Genomic DNA, 14,665 nt, shown 5'->3' on the forward strand with positions numbered 1-14,665 from the left:
GTAATACCTGGTCAACGGCCAGTACCTCGACGATATCGATCATCAGGGTACTTACGAAAATCCGGGGGGGCTGCGGCCGGACCCGCATGCGGGCATTCGTCCGGCTGGTTCGAACGTAGGCTGGAAAGGTGAACACGCTTAAGCTTCCGGACCGCACCTGGGCCGAGACCGCCATCCGCCGCATCGAGGCCGAGGGGGCGCGTTCGGCAGACACGCACCTGTTTCAGGTTCCGGCTCCCGCAGGCTGGTCCGTGCAGATCTACCTCAAGGACGAGTCAACGCACCGGACGGGCAGCCTCAAGCACCGCTTGGCGCGTTCCCTGTTCCTCTTCGGCCTGGTCAACGGCTGGATTACGGAGGGCACCACGATCGTGGAGGCCTCCAGCGGTTCCACCGCCGTCTCCGAAGCCTATTTCGCCCAGCTGCTGGGCCTGCCGTTTGTGGCGGTGATGCCGCAGACCACCAGTGCGGAGAAGATCCGCCTGATCGAGCACTACGGCGGGCGCTGCCACTTTGTCCAGGATCCGTCCGAGGTCTATGCGGCCGCGGAGTCCGTGGCGGCGAGCACCGGTGGCCATTACATGGACCAGTTCACCTATGCCGAACGCGCCACCGACTGGCGGGGGAACAACAATATTGCCGAGTCGATTTTTTCCCAGATGGCCCGGGAAGACCATCCGCTGCCGGACTGGATAGTGGTGGGCGCGGGCACCGGCGGCACCAGCGCGACCATCGGCCGCTACATCCGGTATCACCGGCATCCCACCCGGCTGGCGGTGGTGGACCCTGAAAACTCCGCGTTCTTCCCCGCCTGGCAGAGTCCGGGGAAGCCCGCTGCGGGCAAACCTTCCCGGATCGAAGGCATCGGCCGGCCGCGGCTGGAACCGAGCTTTGTTCCGGCCGTGATCGACCATATGCTCCAGGTTCCCGATGCTGCGTCCGTGGCCGCCGCACGGCACCTGCGCCGGCTGACCGGCCTGCATGCCGGTCCTTCCACCGGCACCAACCTCTGGGGCGTCTGGCAGTTGGCGGCGACCATGGAGGCCGAAGGCCGTGCGGGAAGCATTGTGTCCCTGGTGTGCGACTCGGGGGACCGGTACACCGCTTCCTACGGTGATGATGCCTGGCTGGCGGCGCACGGCCTGGATCCGGCACCGGCGGCGGCCGTACTGGAGCAGCTGTTCCGGACCGGGCGGTGGCCTGCCGGCTGAGCGGTTACGCGCACCGGGGCCCCGTCATGTATCCACCGGCAGACGCGGCCACATCGTTACCCGGAATTGTTGACACTTATGTCCACCAAAAATACCGTGTGTGTGACCTAGCTAACATTTCCACGGAAACCGGGGTTGCTGCCGTAATGAGTACTGAAGTGCTGGACCCCGGCCGGGCCGCGCAGCCACGCGCAGCCCGGCCGGGCGCGCGCCGCCCCGTACCGAAGCCGGTGCTGGGCCTGGCAGGGGTTCTGGGTTTCCTGCTGATCTGGGAACTGGTGCCACGGACCGGCCTGGTCCAACCCCGTTTCCTGCCCCCTGCCTCGGAAGTCATCATGGCCCTGATCCGGGATTTCGGCCTGGCAGCCTTCTGGGCGGCCGTGGGGCACACACTGATGGCCTGGGCCATCGGCCTGGTCGCCGCCGTCGTCGCCGCCGGCGTCCTGGGCCTGGTGATCGGCATGAGTCCGTTCCTTCGCCGCTTCACCAACTCCACCATCGAGTTCCTGCGCCCGGTTCCCTCGGTCGCGCTGATTCCGCTGGCCGTGCTGCTGTTCGGCGTCAAAATCGAATCTTCCCTGATGCTGATTATCTACGCCTGTTTCTGGCAGGTGCTGATCCAGGTGCTCTACGGGGTGGCCGACGTCGACAATGTGGCAACCCAGACGGCACAGTCCTATGGCTTCTCCCGGCTGCAGCGGATCCGGCACGTGGTGTTTCCCACCGTGCTGCCGTACCTGATGACAGGTATCCGCCTGGCGGCCTCGGTGGCGCTGATCCTGGCCATCACCGCCGAGCTGATCATCGGCTCACCCGGACTCGGGCGCGAGATCGCGGACGCCCAGTCCGGCGGGGCCGTCTCCGGAATGTACGCGCTGGTGCTGGCCACCGGGCTGCTGGGAGTGGTCATCAATATCGGAATGCGGCGGGTCGAGCGGCGCCTGCTCTCCTGGCATCCGTCCGTCCGTGGGGAGGTGGTGTTGTGAAGACACTCAAGAGCCTCGCCTACGTCGTGGCGCTGCCCCTGCTGCTGGTGCTCCTGTGGTGGGCCTCCACCCGCGGTGAACCGAATTTCTTCGTACCCACGCCCTCCGCCTTGGTCGATGTCTTCGGCCCCACCTGGTTTGAAGGACGGATCACCGCCGACGTCCTGCCGTCGGTGGGCCGCTTGCTCGCCGGGTTGGCGATCGCGATCACCCTGGGCATCGCCGTCGGATTGCTGGTGGGCCTGAACCGGACGCTGCGGGCCGTGACCGAGCCCGTGTTCGAGTTCTTCCGTGCCCTGCCGCCGCCGGTGCTCGTTCCGGTGCTGATCCTGCTGGTGGGCCTTAATAACGGCATGAAGGTGGCGGTCATCGTGGTCGGCTGCATCTGGCCGGTGCTCCTGAACACCATTGAAGGAGTGCGCTCGATTGACCCGGTGCAGAACGAAACGACTCGGTCCTACGGCATTTCCGGCGGAAACCGGATCCGCTACCAGGTGCTGCCCTCCGCCGCACCGTCGATCATGGCCGGCATCCGGCAGTCGCTGTCGATCGGCCTGATCCTGATGGTCATTTCGGAAATGTTCGGTTCCTCCTCGGGGCTGGGCTTCACCATCCTGCAGTTCCAGCGGTCCTTCGCCATCCCGGAAATGTGGTCCGGCATCCTGGTGCTGGGCCTGATCGGCCTGGCACTGTCCCTGATCTTCCAATGGTGCGAACGGCGCGTGCTGCGCTGGTACCACGGCCTAAAAGAGGTAGAGAATGCAGCCTGACGCCATCTCCGCGAAAACACCTCAGGCGCCGGAGGGCACCGCACCGTCCGGGCGCACGCTGCCCGAGGGGGAGGCGCTGCTTTCGGTCCGCGGCCTGAAAAAGGTCTACTCCACCGACGGCGGCCCCGTCGAAGCCGTCCGCAACCTCACCTTTGACCTGGGACACGGCGAGCTGGCCTGCCTGGTCGGCCCTTCCGGCTCCGGCAAAACGACGCTGCTCAAATGCATCGCGGGGCTGCTGAGTGCCACCGAGGGCGAAGTGCTGCTCGACGGCAGAAAGGTGACGGCGCCGCCGAAAAAAATGGCAGTGGTGTTCCAGGAGTACGGCCGCTCCCTGTTCCCCTGGCTGCGCGTCGAGGACAACGTCGAGCTGCCCCTGAAGAACGCCGGCGTGCCCAAGCCCGAGCGCCGGCAGCGGGTGGCCGAAGCCCTGGAGTCGGTGGGCCTGGCGAACGTGCCCAAGTCCTACCCCTGGCAGCTTTCCGGAGGTATGCAGCAGCGGGTGGCCATCGCCCGGGCGGTGGCGTACCAGCCCGAGGTGCTGTTGATGGATGAACCGTTTGCCGCCGTCGACGCGCAGACCCGGGCCGATCTGGAAGATCTGACCCGGAGGCTGTGGAAGGACCTGGGCATGACCATCCTGTTTGTCACGCACGACATCGACGAGTCCGTGTATCTGGGCGAACGCGTCATCATTCTCTCTTCCTCGCCCACGGTGGTGCAGGAGGATATCCGGATCGATCTGCCGGATGATCGCGACCAGCTGGAAACCCGGGGCATGCCGCGCTTCACCGAGCTTCGCCACCACGTGTATGAGCAGATCCAGCTCGCCAAGAAGGGCCACCGCCCGGACGCGGCGCGCTGACTTCGGAAGGGCAAACGACGGCGGCCCCTCCCGCGAAGGAGGGGCCGCCGTCGTCGTCCGCGGGGTATCAGCCCTGCTGGCCGGCGGGGGACCCGACCGGGGGAGTGCCGTGGGTGTGGAAGGTGTCGATGGTCTTCATGCCCCAGGCCTGGCCCTTGGCGCGCTCGGCCTCGGTCCACTCGATGGTCTTCCAGTCAGGGGCCAGGATGAGGCGGGCACCGGCGTTGCAGAACTCGATCCGGTTCCCGCCCGGCTCGTACACGTACAGGAAGAAGGTCTGCTGGATGGCATGCTTGTGCGGCCCGGTTTCAATGTGGATGCCGTTCTCCAGGAAGATGTCCGCAGCCTTGAGGATATCCTCGCGGGTATCGGTGGCAAAGGCGACGTGGTGCAGGCGGCCGCTGCTGCCGGTCCAGTCGCCGCTGTACACCAGGTCATAGGACTTGCTGGAGAAGGTGAACCATTGCCCGGACAGCGTGCCGTTGTCCAGCCGGATCTGCTCGGTGGGTTTGCCGCCGAGGACGTCTTCCACGAAGCGGCCGTTCTCCTCGACGTCGGCACCCAGGAAGTTCACGTGGTCCAGCCTGCGCGCGTTCACGCCGCGGCCCGGGAAGCGGTCCGCCTGGTTCTTCAGCGCCGGCCGGGAGTCCTCCGTGGGTACGTGCCATTCACTGTCGAAGTAGATGTCCATCGGATGTCCGTCGGGATCCGTGAAGGCGTACGTCTTGCCCATGCCCGGGCCGCCGTCGTGCCAGCCGATTCCGCGCCCTGCCGCCTCGATGGCGGCGACGCGGCGCTGCAGCGCTTCCTCGCTGGAGGCTCGCAGGCCCAGGCGTCCGGCGCCGGAGGTTTCGTGGGCCGTGAGTTTGATGGTGTGGTGTTCGTAGTCGTCCCACGCATGCAGGTACGCGGAGTTGCCCTCACGCGCCACTTCGCGCATGGCCAGCAGCTCGGTGAAGAACCAGAGGCTCTTGTCGAAATCCGGGGTGTAGAGTTCCACGAAGCCCACATGGGCCACGTCGCGAAAAGCACTAGGCATCGCGGTTTCCTTTGCAGTCTGCCCCAGCCGCGTCATTGCGGATCCGGGTGGGTGTGCCGCCTGTTGCAGTGCTGAGAGTCAACCAGCGGACCCGGCAGGTGTCAACAATTTCGCAGACAATACGCTTCAGGGGGTGTCGTCCCCGGCAAGGGATGAGAGCCAGTGGAGCGTCCCCTCGGTCATCCATGCCGGAGTGTCCAGGCCGCGGAGGTAGCCCAGCGCATCCTGCACCTCGTGGGTGCGGCGTACGGCGTGCGTGCGCGAGCCCTCCAGCAGGCGCTGCACCAGGTCCGGACCCTGCGGGCCCAGCTCGCGGCCGATCTCCGCCAGGAGCCATTCCTCGGATCCAGCAGCCCTCCCGGCCGCCTGGCACTCCAGCACCAGTCCGGCCAGCCCCTTCATGAAGACGCTGCGCAGCAGTTTCCGCCCTGCGGCGGCCCCGGGGGCGCCGGGCACGGTCTCCACGGGAGCACCGAAGCCTGCCATCAGTTCTGCCACGGTCCCGGCCGCGGTACCGCTTACGGCAAGCGGGGTGCGGCTGCCGGCGCGCGGAACAGGTGCCATGACGGCAACGTCCACCATGGGCACGGAGTAGCTATCGGCAAGCGCGGCGATGTCCGTCTTTTCCTCCGGGCCGGAGGTGTTGAAATCGGCATAGACGGCACCGGCCGGAAGGAGCGGCAGCACTTCGCCGGCGATGCTGCGGGCCGCCTTGGCACCCACCAGGCTGATGACCAGTTCGGTCCCGTCGACGGCGTCGGCCAGTGATTCATACTGGTGGATCCCGCTGCTGCGTGCATCCGTGAAGGGATCGTAGCCGCGAACCTGCGCACCTGCCTCCGCAAGCCCCAAGGCGTACAGCCGTCCGGCCTCGCCGAGTCCCAGAATAGTTATTGCCGTCATGATCGTCTCCCTCTCATCTGCCGATTATTCACAGTATTGTCAACAATTCCAAGCGGGCCCCGGCAAGCTCCCGGTGCAGTGATAACTTGGCGGGACACTACAAATGACGGGCCAACGCACGCCGTTGCGCCAAGGAGCTCGAAAATGACAGCAGATGCAGCAGTGACCACGAGTAACGCTGCGCAGGTTGCCGACGCGATCCGTGCGGCAATCCTTGACGGGGAACTGGTTCCGTCCCAGCGGTTGGTGGAGGCGGACCTGTGCGCCCAGTTCTCGGCCAGCCGCAGCGCCGTGCGATCCGCCCTGGCGGAGCTCGCGGTGGAAGGAATCGTGGAGCGGGTGCAGAATCGCGGGGCCCGCGTACGGTCGGTGTCCGTGGAGGAAGCGATCGAGATCATCGAGGTCCGCGGCGCCCTGGAGGCATTGTGTGCCCGTAAGGCGGCCGAACGGATTGACGCCGCGCAGGTCGCGGAACTCCGGCAGATGGCCGACGATATGGAATCCGCCGTGAAAGCCGGAGAACTGATGCGGTATTCCGAGATCAACTCCAAGCTCCACCGGCGGATCGTGGAGATCAGCGGCCAGGGAACCGCCGGGGCCACCATCGAAAGGCTGCGGGCCCAGAATGTGCGGCACCAGTTCCGGCTGGCGGTCCAGCCCGGACGTGCCAACGTTTCGCTGCCGGAACACGTGGAAATCGTTGAGGCCATCTGCACCGGGCACGGCGAGCAGGCCGCCCGCATGATGGAAACCCACATGGCGAGCATCGCGGATGCCATCCGCCGCACCGGCTCCGTGCCCCCGGCCTAAGCCGGCTGCGCCCCCGCGCCAAGCCGGCTGCGCCCCCGGCGCAGGACTCCTTCCCCTCATCATCCTCCGATCGAAGTTGTCACCGTTATTGTCAACAATCTGGTTGACGAGGTACATTCGTGTGGTGCAGCCCACAGGAGGGGAAACCATGGAATCCGTTGCTCTATCCGCGTCCGGCCGTGCCGGAGTGCGCGGCAGCCAGACCGGCATCCCGTGCTGGTTCATGCGGGGAGGGACCTCCCGCGGTCCGTTCTTCCGCCGCAGCGACCTGCCCTCCGATACCGGCGACCGTGACCGGGTGCTGCTGGCGGCCCTGGGGTCCCCGCACGCCCTGCAGGTGGACGGACTCGGCGGCGGCAACCCGCTCACCAGCAAGGTGGGGATTGTGGCCGTCAGCGACCGGGACGGCGTTGACCTGGAATTCCAGTTCGCGCAGCTTCAGCCCACCGGCGACACCGTGGACACCACGGCCAACTGCGGAAACATGCTTGCCGCCGTCCTCCCTTTCGCAGTGGAATCCGGACTGCTGCTTCCCGACGGAGACACCACCACCGCCCGGGTGCTGACCCTGAATACCGGCATGGTGGCGGAAATCAGCATTCCCACGCCGGACACGGGCGACGGCCGGTACGTGGAATACGCCGGAGCGGCAAGCATCGACGGCGTGCCCGGCACGGCCGCGGCAGTCACCATCAATTTCCTGGATACCGCAGGTTCCGTGTGCGCCTCGCTGCTGCCCACGGGACTGCCGGCCGACACCGTGGACCTCGAGGGCATCGGCCCCGTTCGCGTCACCTGCATCGACAACGGCCAGCCGCTGGTGATAATCGACGCCGCGGACCTGGGCCGCACCGGCTACGAATCCGCCGCCGACCTGAACGGCGACACCGAGCTCAAGCAGCACCTGGAAGCGCTGCGGCTGCAGTGCGGGCACCTGATGGGCCTGGGCGACGTAACGGCGAAGAACTACCCCAAAATGACTCTGGTCTCCGCACCCGTCCACGGAGGCACCATCAATACGCGCAGCTTCATCCCGCATGTGTGCCACGAATCCATCGGCGTGCTCGCCGCGGTCACCGCCGCCACGGCCTGCGTCATTGACGGCACGGTGGCCCGGGAGGTGTGCACCGTCGGCACCGGCAACGGGGACGGCATCACGGTGTCGGTGGAGCACCCGTCCGGAGAATTCACCGTGGAACTCGGCCTTGATCCGGAGGATCCGCGGCACGTCACCAAGTCAGCCCTGCTGCGTACCGCCCGGCTCATCATGGCCGGCGAGGTTTTTGTTCCGCGCCGCCTCTGGGCCCCGGAAGCGGCTGCTGCTGAGGAGGAAGTCCGATGATTATCGATTGCCACGGCCACTACACCACCGCCCCGCCGGCACTGGGCGCCTGGCGCGACCGCCAGATAGCAGCCCTCACCGATTCCGGCACGGACGTTCCGGACCCGGCCGAGCTGACCATCAGCGATGACGAGCTGCGTGAAAGCATCTCCTCCAACCAGCTGCGCCTGATGGACGAGCGCGGCATCGACCTTACCGTCTTTTCACCCCGGGCGTCCTTTATGGCTCACCACGTGGGCGACTTTTCGACCTCCTCCACCTGGGCAGCGATCTGCAACGACCTCTGTTACCGGGTCAGCCGGCTCTTCCCGGACAGGTTTGCCCCCGCCGCCATGCTGCCGCAGTCACCCGGCGTGGGCCCGGCCACGTGCATCCCCGAACTGGAACGCTGCGTCGCGGAATACGGGGCCGTCGCCGTGAACCTGAACCCGGATCCCTCCGGAGGCTACTGGACGTCCCCGCCGCTGACCGACCGGTCCTGGTACCCGCTCTACGAAAAGATGGTCGAGTACGGGCTGCCGGCCATGATCCACGTCAGCACGAGCGTGAATCCGGCCTTCCACACCACCGGCTCGCACTACCTCAACGCCGACACCACCGCGGTCATGCAGCTGATCTCCGGGAACCTGTTCCAGGACTTCCCGGAGCTGAAGTTCGTCATCCCCCACGGAGGCGGCGCGGCACCGTACCACTGGGGACGCTTCCGCGGCCTGGCCATGGCGCTGAAGAAGCCGCCGCTGGAGGAACACCTGCTGAACAACATTTTCTTCGACACCTGCGTCTACCACCAGCCCGGCATTGACCTGCTGCTGGAGGTGATGCCTACCCGAAACATCCTCTTTGCCTCCGAAATGATCGGAGCCGTGCGGGACGTCGATCCGGGTACCGGCTTTAACTTCGACGACACCGGACGCTACCTGGCGGCCGCCGGACTGACCGTTGAGGAACTGGCCGATATCCACGAGAACAATGTCCGTGCCGTCTATCCGCGGCTCGATGCCCTGCTGAACAGCCAGGGCCGGGAATCCCGAAGGAGCAGTACCCATGCATGAACTCGGAGTGGTCCACCGCAGTATCACCCGCGCACCGCAGGCCGACGTCGAAGCACTGGCCCCGTACGGCACCAGCACCGTGCACGAGGCAATGGGCAGGCTGGGGCTGATGCGCCCCTACATGCGCCCGGTGTACCCCGGCGCGAAGCTGTGCGGTCCGGCCGTCACGGTGCTGCTGCAGCCGGGTGACAACTGGATGCTGCACGTTGCGGTGGAGCAGCTGCAGCCCGGGGACGTGCTGGTGGCGGCCTGCACCACCGAGAGTGAGGACGGCTTCTTCGGCGAACTGCTGGCCACATCGGTGCGGGCACGCGGCGGCGTGGGCCTGGTGATCGACGGTGGCTGCCGGGATGCGGCGGCGCTGGAGGAGATGGACTTCCCGGTGTTTTCGCGGGCCATCAACTCCAAGGGGACGGTGAAGGCAACCCTGGGGTCCGTCAATGTTCCGGTCGTGTGCGCCAACGCCCTGGTGAACCCCGGCGACGTCGTGGTTGCGGACGTGGACGGCGTCGTCGTCGTCCCTGCCGCCCGTGCCGCGGAAGTGGCTGAGGCCTCCCGCAAACGCGAAGACAACGAAGCCGCCAAGCGCGAACGCCTCGCTGCCGGGGAACTCGGCCTCGACATGTACTCGATGCGGGGGCCGCTGGAAGCGGCAGGACTGCGCTACATCGACTAGCCGACGGAGGATGGTGCGGAGGGGAAGTCGATCCGCATCACCACCCGCCGCGGCGTCGGATGGCTGACCTGTTCGAATCCCGCTGCGGCGAAAACGCTCCGGCTGCCCACGAACATTTCGTTCACCGTCACGGTCCCACCAGGTTCGGGAATCACCGGGTAGCCCTCCACGGCTGTGGCACCGCGCGCGCGGGCGAAAACCACCGCGGCCGAGGCCAGCGCATAGCTCACCCCGCGGCGGCGGTAGCCCGTGCGGGTGACGAAACAGCTCACCGCCCAGACACCGGCGTCGGCCCGGTTCTCCTCACGTCCCGTCCACGGCACCCGGGAGCGCAGGAGCCGCGGGTATCCGGTGCGGGGCTCGACGGCGCACCATCCCACGGGTTCCTCCTGCAGGTAGGCCATCAGGCCCGTGGTGGGGGAATCCGGATCCCCGCAGCCCGTTTGCTCCTCCAGTCGGCGGGCGCGTTCCTCCACGGGCATGCTCCGCCACTGGTCCGCGCTGGTCTTGAACCACTGGCACTGGCAGCGGTGCGGCTCCCCGCGAGCCCCGAAGACCGCGTCAAGGTCTGCCCGTGCGGCCTGATTGGCAGGAACAACGGTGAACTGATCCGTGATTGCAGGTGATTCCGGCATGGTGCCCTCCAAGTCTTGGGCACGACACTGCCAGCGCGGGAAGCCGGTAGTCAACGCGTGCTACGCCAGCGGCGGAAGGGCCCGTTTGAATCCCACGTGCGAAGCCTCAAATCCCAGCCGCCGATAAAAACGGTGTGCTGATTCCCGCCGCGCATTGGAGGTGAGCTGGACCAATGTGGCACCGTTCCGCCGGCCTTCGGCCATCGCCCAGTCCATCATCGCTGCGCCGAGCCCCTTGGAGCGGAGATCAGGCCGCACATGGACGGCTTCGACCTGCAGCCGGGTGGCGCCGCCCGCAGCCAGGCAGGGGATCAGGGTCAGCTGCAGGGTGCCGGCGAACCGGCCGGCGGGATCCTCCACTACGGCCAGGAAATGGGCGGGATCGGCGGCAATGGCCTCGTACGCGAGCAGATACGGCTCCAGCGAACGGAGGTCACCCGCGCCGCCGGCAGCAGCCGGCGCGTCGGAGCGCAGCAGCTGCACGATGGGCTCGACGTCGTCGCGCTCCGCCCTGCGCAGGCAGAAGGAACCGTCGAGCAGGGCGGCCGGACGAATTTCCATGCCCGCAGTCTTCCACACGGGCCCAAACCGGCTCCATCCATTGACCGGGCGGGTTGGGCGCGGGCAGGGTTAATGGATCGGAGGGAACATCCCGGTGTCCTGGCTGATGGTTTTGCACAGATGTTCCGCCGGGGCACTCTTTCCTGACCCAGCGACAGACTGTAGAGAGGCTGCTGTGGGTGGAAATCTCAGGCGGGTCCAAAGAATAGTCCAGGTGCAGTTCGGGGGTGCCGAACCCGCAGACAGCTATGCCGCGACCTGCGCCCGGCTCGATGCGGCGATCACCGCCACGGCGGCACGCCAGGATGTGCTGCGGAACCAGGCCCGCGCAGCCTGGGAAGTGATGCGGCACTACGCCGCGGTTTCGCGGTCCTACGCTACCCGGCTCACAGCGCTGGAAGCCGTCATCGCCGAAGAACGGCTGACCACGGGCCAAACAGTCTCCCTCGCCGCCACCGCGCGCCGCATGCATGACCTTGCGGAACGTATCGAAGCCACGGCGCGCCACCATTTTGAGGTTGTCCGTGCGAAGGAATCCCGTGTGGAGGAATTGATGCAAAAACTGACAAGTTCGAAGTCCCAGCTGAAGCTGGCGCATACGGCGGAGAGCCACCGGAACCGGCTGCGTTCCCTCGAAGGGGCGCTCGAACAGGACACGCTGATCCATAGCCGCGCCGACCACGAACTCCACGAGGCTGCCCGGCTGGCCCGTGAAGCCGAAGCGCTGGCCGGGTTGAAGGGAGGCTGGTCCTGATGGCCGCGCAGATTTCACCGGTGCTGGTGACAGTTCCTCTCCATCCACGGCATCCCCACTCCGTTCGGACCATCGTGGGCCTGAGCGTAGCCGCAATGTTGTTCCTGGTGATGGGCGGCGGTGACCTGCTCGCGTTGCTTATCGGGGTGGGTTTCATGGCTCAGCCGGTCCAGGCGGCCACGGACAAACTGGTCCGGTGGCCCAGGCAGGACCGTGCGGACGCGGAAGCCCTGACCCGGGTGGTGCGCGAGTATTTCTACAACGCTCCTGCCGTGGACGCAAAAGGAGTGCGAGAGCTGGCCGCGAAGCGGCAGTTGCAGGTCAACGACGACGGCGGCGGGCAGCTGCGCCTTGCCCTCACGGGGCGGCGGAAGCCCACCGCGGCGGGCAGCAGGCCCGAAGCCCGGATGTCCTATAAATGCGGCGACGTGGGGCTGATGGACTTTGACCGGCTGCTGCAGAATGCCGAGACCGATCCGCAGGTCCGGCGCGCCACCGACCGGATGCGTCGGCCGGACACCGGGGCGGCTGCCTGAACAGCCTCGGCCTGGGTAGTGCGTGCCGTCACGGAGGGCGGACCCGCGGCGAGGTTTGTGCCGGGTGGCTGAGATCATGGAAGTATGCAGACACTCAGCCTTACGGAAGCCACCGCCCTCGCCGAACAGGCAGCAGCCGTGGCGGAGGCCCATATTCCTTACGGCTCAGGGCTGGGGGCACCCACCTCCTTTACGCTGGCCTGGCTCATGGCCTCAGCCGGGATGAAGGATGTGCGGGTGGCCAGCGGCAGCTCGGGCATGGGGGACCACTTCTGGGTGGAGACGGATCAGTGGCGGATAGACCCGACCCTGCGCCAGTTCGCCCGGCTGAATGACCGTCCGCTGGTGGAACCGGTCAGCGGCCCGGGCAACTTTGCCCCCGCGAAATTCCATGCCGTGCCCCGCTCCAGGGAGGAAGCGGTGCGGGAGGTCTCCTACGGCTTCCGGAACGCGGCTGAGACCGAGGACTTCGTCAACGAAATGGGTGCGGCCATAAAGCTGTAGTTAACTGGATCCATGCAGCCGTTCGACAAAGTCCAGCCCATCGTCCTGCTCGTGGATAAAACAGATCCCGCTGCGCACCGGGATGCCGTGGCCGCAGCCGCCGTCGCCAGCGTGCTGGCCTACACGGCCACCGAGGAGAGCGACGCGTGGGAGAACTGGCTGTACGGCCGGTTCACGAAGACCGTCCGCCGGGCGAATCCCAGCACGTTCGGACGACTGGCCGCCGAAGCGCCGTCCGGGCCGGTGACGGTGGGCCGCGCACAGGCGCTGGCCTTCGAACCGGTCACCTACGAGCAGATGCCCAAGAACCTGACCAAACTGCAGGTCTCCGGCACCCAGCTGCCGGACGAGGAGCCGGCCCCCACGCCGGGCAACGCCCCGCAGATCGTCCTGAACGCAGACCTGGACATGTCCACCGGCAAAGCCTCCGCCCAGGCCGCCCACGCGCTGCTGTCCTGGTATCTGCAGCTGGACCCGGCCGAACGGCAGGCCTGGCGGAATGCCGGGGGACCGGCAGGCGTACGGTTCACGGCGGGCGGGCTGTTCGCGGAGCTGGCGGCCCGCCCCGGTGCCGGTCCGTTGATAGTCGACGCCGGGATGACGGAAATCGCGCCGGACACCGCGACGGCTTTCGTCATGGCAGCGAGCTTCAGCCCGGCGGCTGTTTCCCCCGCCTGACACACGGGCTCTCCGGGCCCGGTCCATGATAGAAAGCTCGAATGAGCGAGACCAGGGGAGCACGGGCCAAAACCACAGGGCGGGGACACGCCCTTCCCCTCTGGCTGGTCGGCACCGCTGTCGTCCTGGTCGCGGTGAACCTGCGACCCGGCGCCTCATCCGTGGGACCGGTCCTGGCCGAGCTGCAGGCCGGTCTGGGCCTGGACAGCACTGCCGCAGGGGTGCTGACCGCCCTGCCGGGCCTGGCCTTCGCCGCCGTCGGAGCGCTCGCCGTCGCTCTGTCCCGCAAAGCGGGAATCAACGGCTCGATTTTCCTGGCCCTCGCGGCACTTTCCGCCGGCCTGCTGGTCCGTCCGTTCGTGGATTCCCCGGTACTGTTCCTGGTGCTCACAGTGCTGGCCTTTGCAGGCATGGCCATAGGCAACATCCTCGTTCCGGCGTTTATCAAGCGCCACGGAGGCAGGCACCTGCCCGTCCTCAACTCGGTCTACGGCACCTCCCTGGCCCTGGGGGCCACACTGCCGCTGCTGTTCGGCGGGATCCTGGCCGGAACCGGTCCGGAAGGGTGGCGGCTCAGCCTGGGGGTGTGGGGCGCAGCGGCGCTGGTGGCCTGGACGTTCTGGACGGTCCTGACCCTGCGTTCGGGCCGGGACCCGGTAGCTGCTGCCGCAGGCCGGACCCGTACCCGGACCGGGATGCGTTCGTCCCGCACCGCCGTTGCCCTGAGCATCTTCTTTGGCGTGCAGTCGATGCACGCCTACGTCCAATTCGGCTGGGTCTCGCAGATCTACCGTGACGCGGGCCTGGACCAGGGCACCGCCGGGCTGATGGCCGCCATCATTGCCGGTCTCGGGATCCCGGGCGGGCTGATCATGCCCGTGTTGGTAGCCCGTTCCCCGCGGCTGCGGCTCTACATTGTAGGCCTCGGCGTCTGCCTGGTCCTCGGTTACAGCGGCCTGCTGCTGGCGCCCGATACCTTGCCCTGGCTCTGGGCCCTGTTCCTGGGCGTGGCCGGATTCGCCTTCCCGACCGCACTGGCCCTGATCACCGCCCGGTCCCGGGAGCCCCAGGTGACAGCCCGGCTCTCGGGCTTCATCCAGCCTGTCGGTTACCTGCTGGCTGCGACGGGCCCCTTCGCCATCGGCGCCCTGCACGACGTTTCCGGCAGCTGGACCCTGCCGCTGGCATTCCTGCTTGCCTCCTCCGTGGTGATGGTGGGAGCCGGTATCCGTGCAGCCGCACCCCGGTTCGTCGACGACGAGGTGGACGCCGCGCGGAGGGCCGCGCCGAAACGCCCGGTGATAGGTTCGTGAGGACTGGCGCTACCGCTGGCACCCTGCTTA

At 67.1% G+C, this 14,665-nt stretch carries 17 protein-coding genes; 13 read left to right on the plus strand and 4 right to left on the minus strand.

What is annotated here, in order from left to right:
- Positions 1 to 128 precede the first annotated feature (128 nt).
- The 4 genes from cds1 to AC5RT8_RS04795 all read left to right on the plus strand — a co-directional run bounded on the left by cds1 (position 129) and on the right by AC5RT8_RS04795 (position 3,832).
- Positions 129 to 1,211, plus strand: a complete 1,083-nt coding sequence (cds1, locus tag AC5RT8_RS04780) for an L-cysteine desulfhydrase Cds1 (RefSeq protein WP_494094568.1) — start codon at positions 129 to 131, stop codon at positions 1,209 to 1,211.
- A 146-nt stretch (positions 1,212 to 1,357) separates the two neighbouring features.
- Positions 1,358 to 2,197, plus strand: coding sequence for an ABC transporter permease (locus AC5RT8_RS04785; protein WP_494094569.1), 840 nt, complete (start codon positions 1,358 to 1,360; stop codon positions 2,195 to 2,197).
- Positions 2,194 to 2,967, plus strand: a complete 774-nt coding sequence (locus AC5RT8_RS04790) for an ABC transporter permease (RefSeq protein ID WP_494094570.1) — start codon at positions 2,194 to 2,196, stop codon at positions 2,965 to 2,967. Before AC5RT8_RS04785 ends, AC5RT8_RS04790 begins: the two co-directional genes overlap by 4 nt.
- Positions 2,957 to 3,832, plus strand: coding sequence for an ABC transporter ATP-binding protein (locus AC5RT8_RS04795; protein WP_494094571.1), 876 nt, complete (start codon positions 2,957 to 2,959; stop codon positions 3,830 to 3,832). The genes AC5RT8_RS04790 and AC5RT8_RS04795 overlap by 11 nt, the downstream gene beginning before the upstream one ends.
- Before the next feature lie 67 nt (positions 3,833 to 3,899).
- Here AC5RT8_RS04795 and AC5RT8_RS04800 read toward each other — a convergent pair whose 3' ends face one another.
- Together AC5RT8_RS04800 and AC5RT8_RS04805 are read right to left on the minus strand one after the other, a co-directional pair.
- A complete protein-coding gene (locus tag AC5RT8_RS04800; RefSeq protein WP_494094572.1) occupies positions 3,900 to 4,871 on the minus strand; it encodes a catechol 2,3-dioxygenase in 972 nt (323 codons plus the stop codon).
- A 126-nt stretch (positions 4,872 to 4,997) separates the two neighbouring features.
- On the minus strand, positions 4,998 to 5,774 hold the full coding sequence (locus tag AC5RT8_RS04805; protein ID WP_494094573.1) for an NAD(P)-dependent oxidoreductase: 777 nt from the start codon (positions 5,772 to 5,774) through the stop codon (positions 4,998 to 5,000).
- A 144-nt stretch (positions 5,775 to 5,918) separates the two neighbouring features.
- Between AC5RT8_RS04805 and AC5RT8_RS04810 the strand changes: the two genes are divergently transcribed.
- From AC5RT8_RS04810 to ligK, 4 genes are all read left to right on the plus strand, one after another.
- Positions 5,919 to 6,584, plus strand: coding sequence for a GntR family transcriptional regulator (locus AC5RT8_RS04810; protein WP_494094574.1), 666 nt, complete (start codon positions 5,919 to 5,921; stop codon positions 6,582 to 6,584).
- Between the two features lie 124 nt (positions 6,585 to 6,708).
- Entirely contained in the window at positions 6,709 to 7,926 is a 1,218-nt protein-coding gene (locus AC5RT8_RS04815) for a 4-oxalomesaconate tautomerase (protein ID WP_494094575.1), read from the plus strand.
- Positions 7,923 to 8,978: an amidohydrolase family protein gene (locus AC5RT8_RS04820; protein ID WP_494094576.1), complete on the plus strand. Its 1,056-nt coding sequence runs from the start codon at positions 7,923 to 7,925 to the stop codon at positions 8,976 to 8,978. The genes AC5RT8_RS04815 and AC5RT8_RS04820 overlap by 4 nt, the downstream gene beginning before the upstream one ends.
- Entirely contained in the window at positions 8,971 to 9,654 is a 684-nt protein-coding gene (gene ligK, locus AC5RT8_RS04825) for a 4-carboxy-4-hydroxy-2-oxoadipate aldolase/oxaloacetate decarboxylase (RefSeq protein WP_494094577.1), read from the plus strand. The genes AC5RT8_RS04820 and ligK overlap by 8 nt, the downstream gene beginning before the upstream one ends.
- Here the strand turns inward: ligK and AC5RT8_RS04830 are convergent.
- Together AC5RT8_RS04830 and AC5RT8_RS04835 are read right to left on the minus strand one after the other, a co-directional pair.
- Positions 9,651 to 10,289: a GNAT family N-acetyltransferase gene (locus AC5RT8_RS04830; protein WP_494094578.1), complete on the minus strand. Its 639-nt coding sequence runs from the start codon at positions 10,287 to 10,289 to the stop codon at positions 9,651 to 9,653. The two genes, ligK and AC5RT8_RS04830, sit on opposite strands and share 4 nt — an antisense overlap.
- A gap of 60 nt (positions 10,290 to 10,349) precedes the next feature.
- Positions 10,350 to 10,850, minus strand: coding sequence for a GNAT family N-acetyltransferase (locus tag AC5RT8_RS04835; protein WP_494094579.1), 501 nt, complete (start codon positions 10,848 to 10,850; stop codon positions 10,350 to 10,352).
- Positions 10,851 to 11,064: 214 nt separating this feature from the next.
- Between AC5RT8_RS04835 and AC5RT8_RS04840 the strand changes: the two genes are divergently transcribed.
- The 5 genes from AC5RT8_RS04840 (at position 11,065) to AC5RT8_RS04860 (ending at position 14,635) form a co-directional block, all read left to right on the plus strand.
- Positions 11,065 to 11,604, plus strand: a complete 540-nt coding sequence (locus tag AC5RT8_RS04840) for a hypothetical protein (RefSeq protein ID WP_494094580.1) — start codon at positions 11,065 to 11,067, stop codon at positions 11,602 to 11,604.
- Entirely contained in the window at positions 11,604 to 12,140 is a 537-nt protein-coding gene (locus AC5RT8_RS04845; protein ID WP_494094581.1) for a hypothetical protein, read from the plus strand. Before AC5RT8_RS04840 ends, AC5RT8_RS04845 begins: the two co-directional genes overlap by 1 nt.
- Positions 12,141 to 12,224: 84 nt before the next feature.
- Positions 12,225 to 12,644 carry a hypothetical protein gene (locus AC5RT8_RS04850; protein ID WP_494094582.1) on the plus strand — a complete coding sequence of 140 codons (420 nt, stop codon included), beginning with the start codon at positions 12,225 to 12,227 and terminating at the stop codon, positions 12,642 to 12,644.
- Between the two features lie 12 nt (positions 12,645 to 12,656).
- On the plus strand, positions 12,657 to 13,322 hold the full coding sequence (locus tag AC5RT8_RS04855) for a peptidyl-tRNA hydrolase (RefSeq protein ID WP_494094583.1): 666 nt from the start codon (positions 12,657 to 12,659) through the stop codon (positions 13,320 to 13,322).
- Between the two features lie 41 nt (positions 13,323 to 13,363).
- Positions 13,364 to 14,635 carry an MFS transporter gene (locus AC5RT8_RS04860; RefSeq protein WP_494094584.1) on the plus strand — a complete coding sequence of 424 codons (1,272 nt, stop codon included), beginning with the start codon at positions 13,364 to 13,366 and terminating at the stop codon, positions 14,633 to 14,635.
- The last annotated feature ends 30 nt before the right edge of the window (positions 14,636 to 14,665 follow it).

This window comes from Arthrobacter sp. Ms25 (assembly GCF_059090365.1).

Excerpts from the sequence above, each read along its gene's own strand:
- AC5RT8_RS04800 (WP_494094572.1), bottom strand. The coding sequence starts at position 4,871 with ATGCCTAGTGCTTTTCGCGACGTGGCCCATGTGGGCTTCGTGGAACTC.
- AC5RT8_RS04795 (WP_494094571.1), top strand. The coding sequence starts at position 2,957 with ATGCAGCCTGACGCCATCTCCGCGAAAACACCTCAGGCGCCGGAGGGC.
- AC5RT8_RS04820 (WP_494094576.1), top strand. The coding sequence starts at position 7,923 with ATGATTATCGATTGCCACGGCCACTACACCACCGCCCCGCCGGCACTG.
- AC5RT8_RS04860 (WP_494094584.1), top strand. The coding sequence starts at position 13,364 with ATGAGCGAGACCAGGGGAGCACGGGCCAAAACCACAGGGCGGGGACAC.
- AC5RT8_RS04845 (WP_494094581.1), top strand. The coding sequence starts at position 11,604 with ATGGCCGCGCAGATTTCACCGGTGCTGGTGACAGTTCCTCTCCATCCA.
- AC5RT8_RS04855 (WP_494094583.1), top strand. The coding sequence starts at position 12,657 with ATGCAGCCGTTCGACAAAGTCCAGCCCATCGTCCTGCTCGTGGATAAA.
- AC5RT8_RS04810 (WP_494094574.1), top strand. The coding sequence starts at position 5,919 with ATGACAGCAGATGCAGCAGTGACCACGAGTAACGCTGCGCAGGTTGCC.
- AC5RT8_RS04850 (WP_494094582.1), top strand. The coding sequence starts at position 12,225 with ATGCAGACACTCAGCCTTACGGAAGCCACCGCCCTCGCCGAACAGGCA.
- AC5RT8_RS04835 (WP_494094579.1), bottom strand. The coding sequence starts at position 10,850 with ATGGAAATTCGTCCGGCCGCCCTGCTCGACGGTTCCTTCTGCCTGCGC.
- ligK (WP_494094577.1), top strand. The coding sequence starts at position 8,971 with ATGCATGAACTCGGAGTGGTCCACCGCAGTATCACCCGCGCACCGCAG.
- AC5RT8_RS04830 (WP_494094578.1), bottom strand. The coding sequence starts at position 10,289 with ATGCCGGAATCACCTGCAATCACGGATCAGTTCACCGTTGTTCCTGCC.
- AC5RT8_RS04805 (WP_494094573.1), bottom strand. The coding sequence starts at position 5,774 with ATGACGGCAATAACTATTCTGGGACTCGGCGAGGCCGGACGGCTGTAC.
- AC5RT8_RS04785 (WP_494094569.1), top strand. The coding sequence starts at position 1,358 with ATGAGTACTGAAGTGCTGGACCCCGGCCGGGCCGCGCAGCCACGCGCA.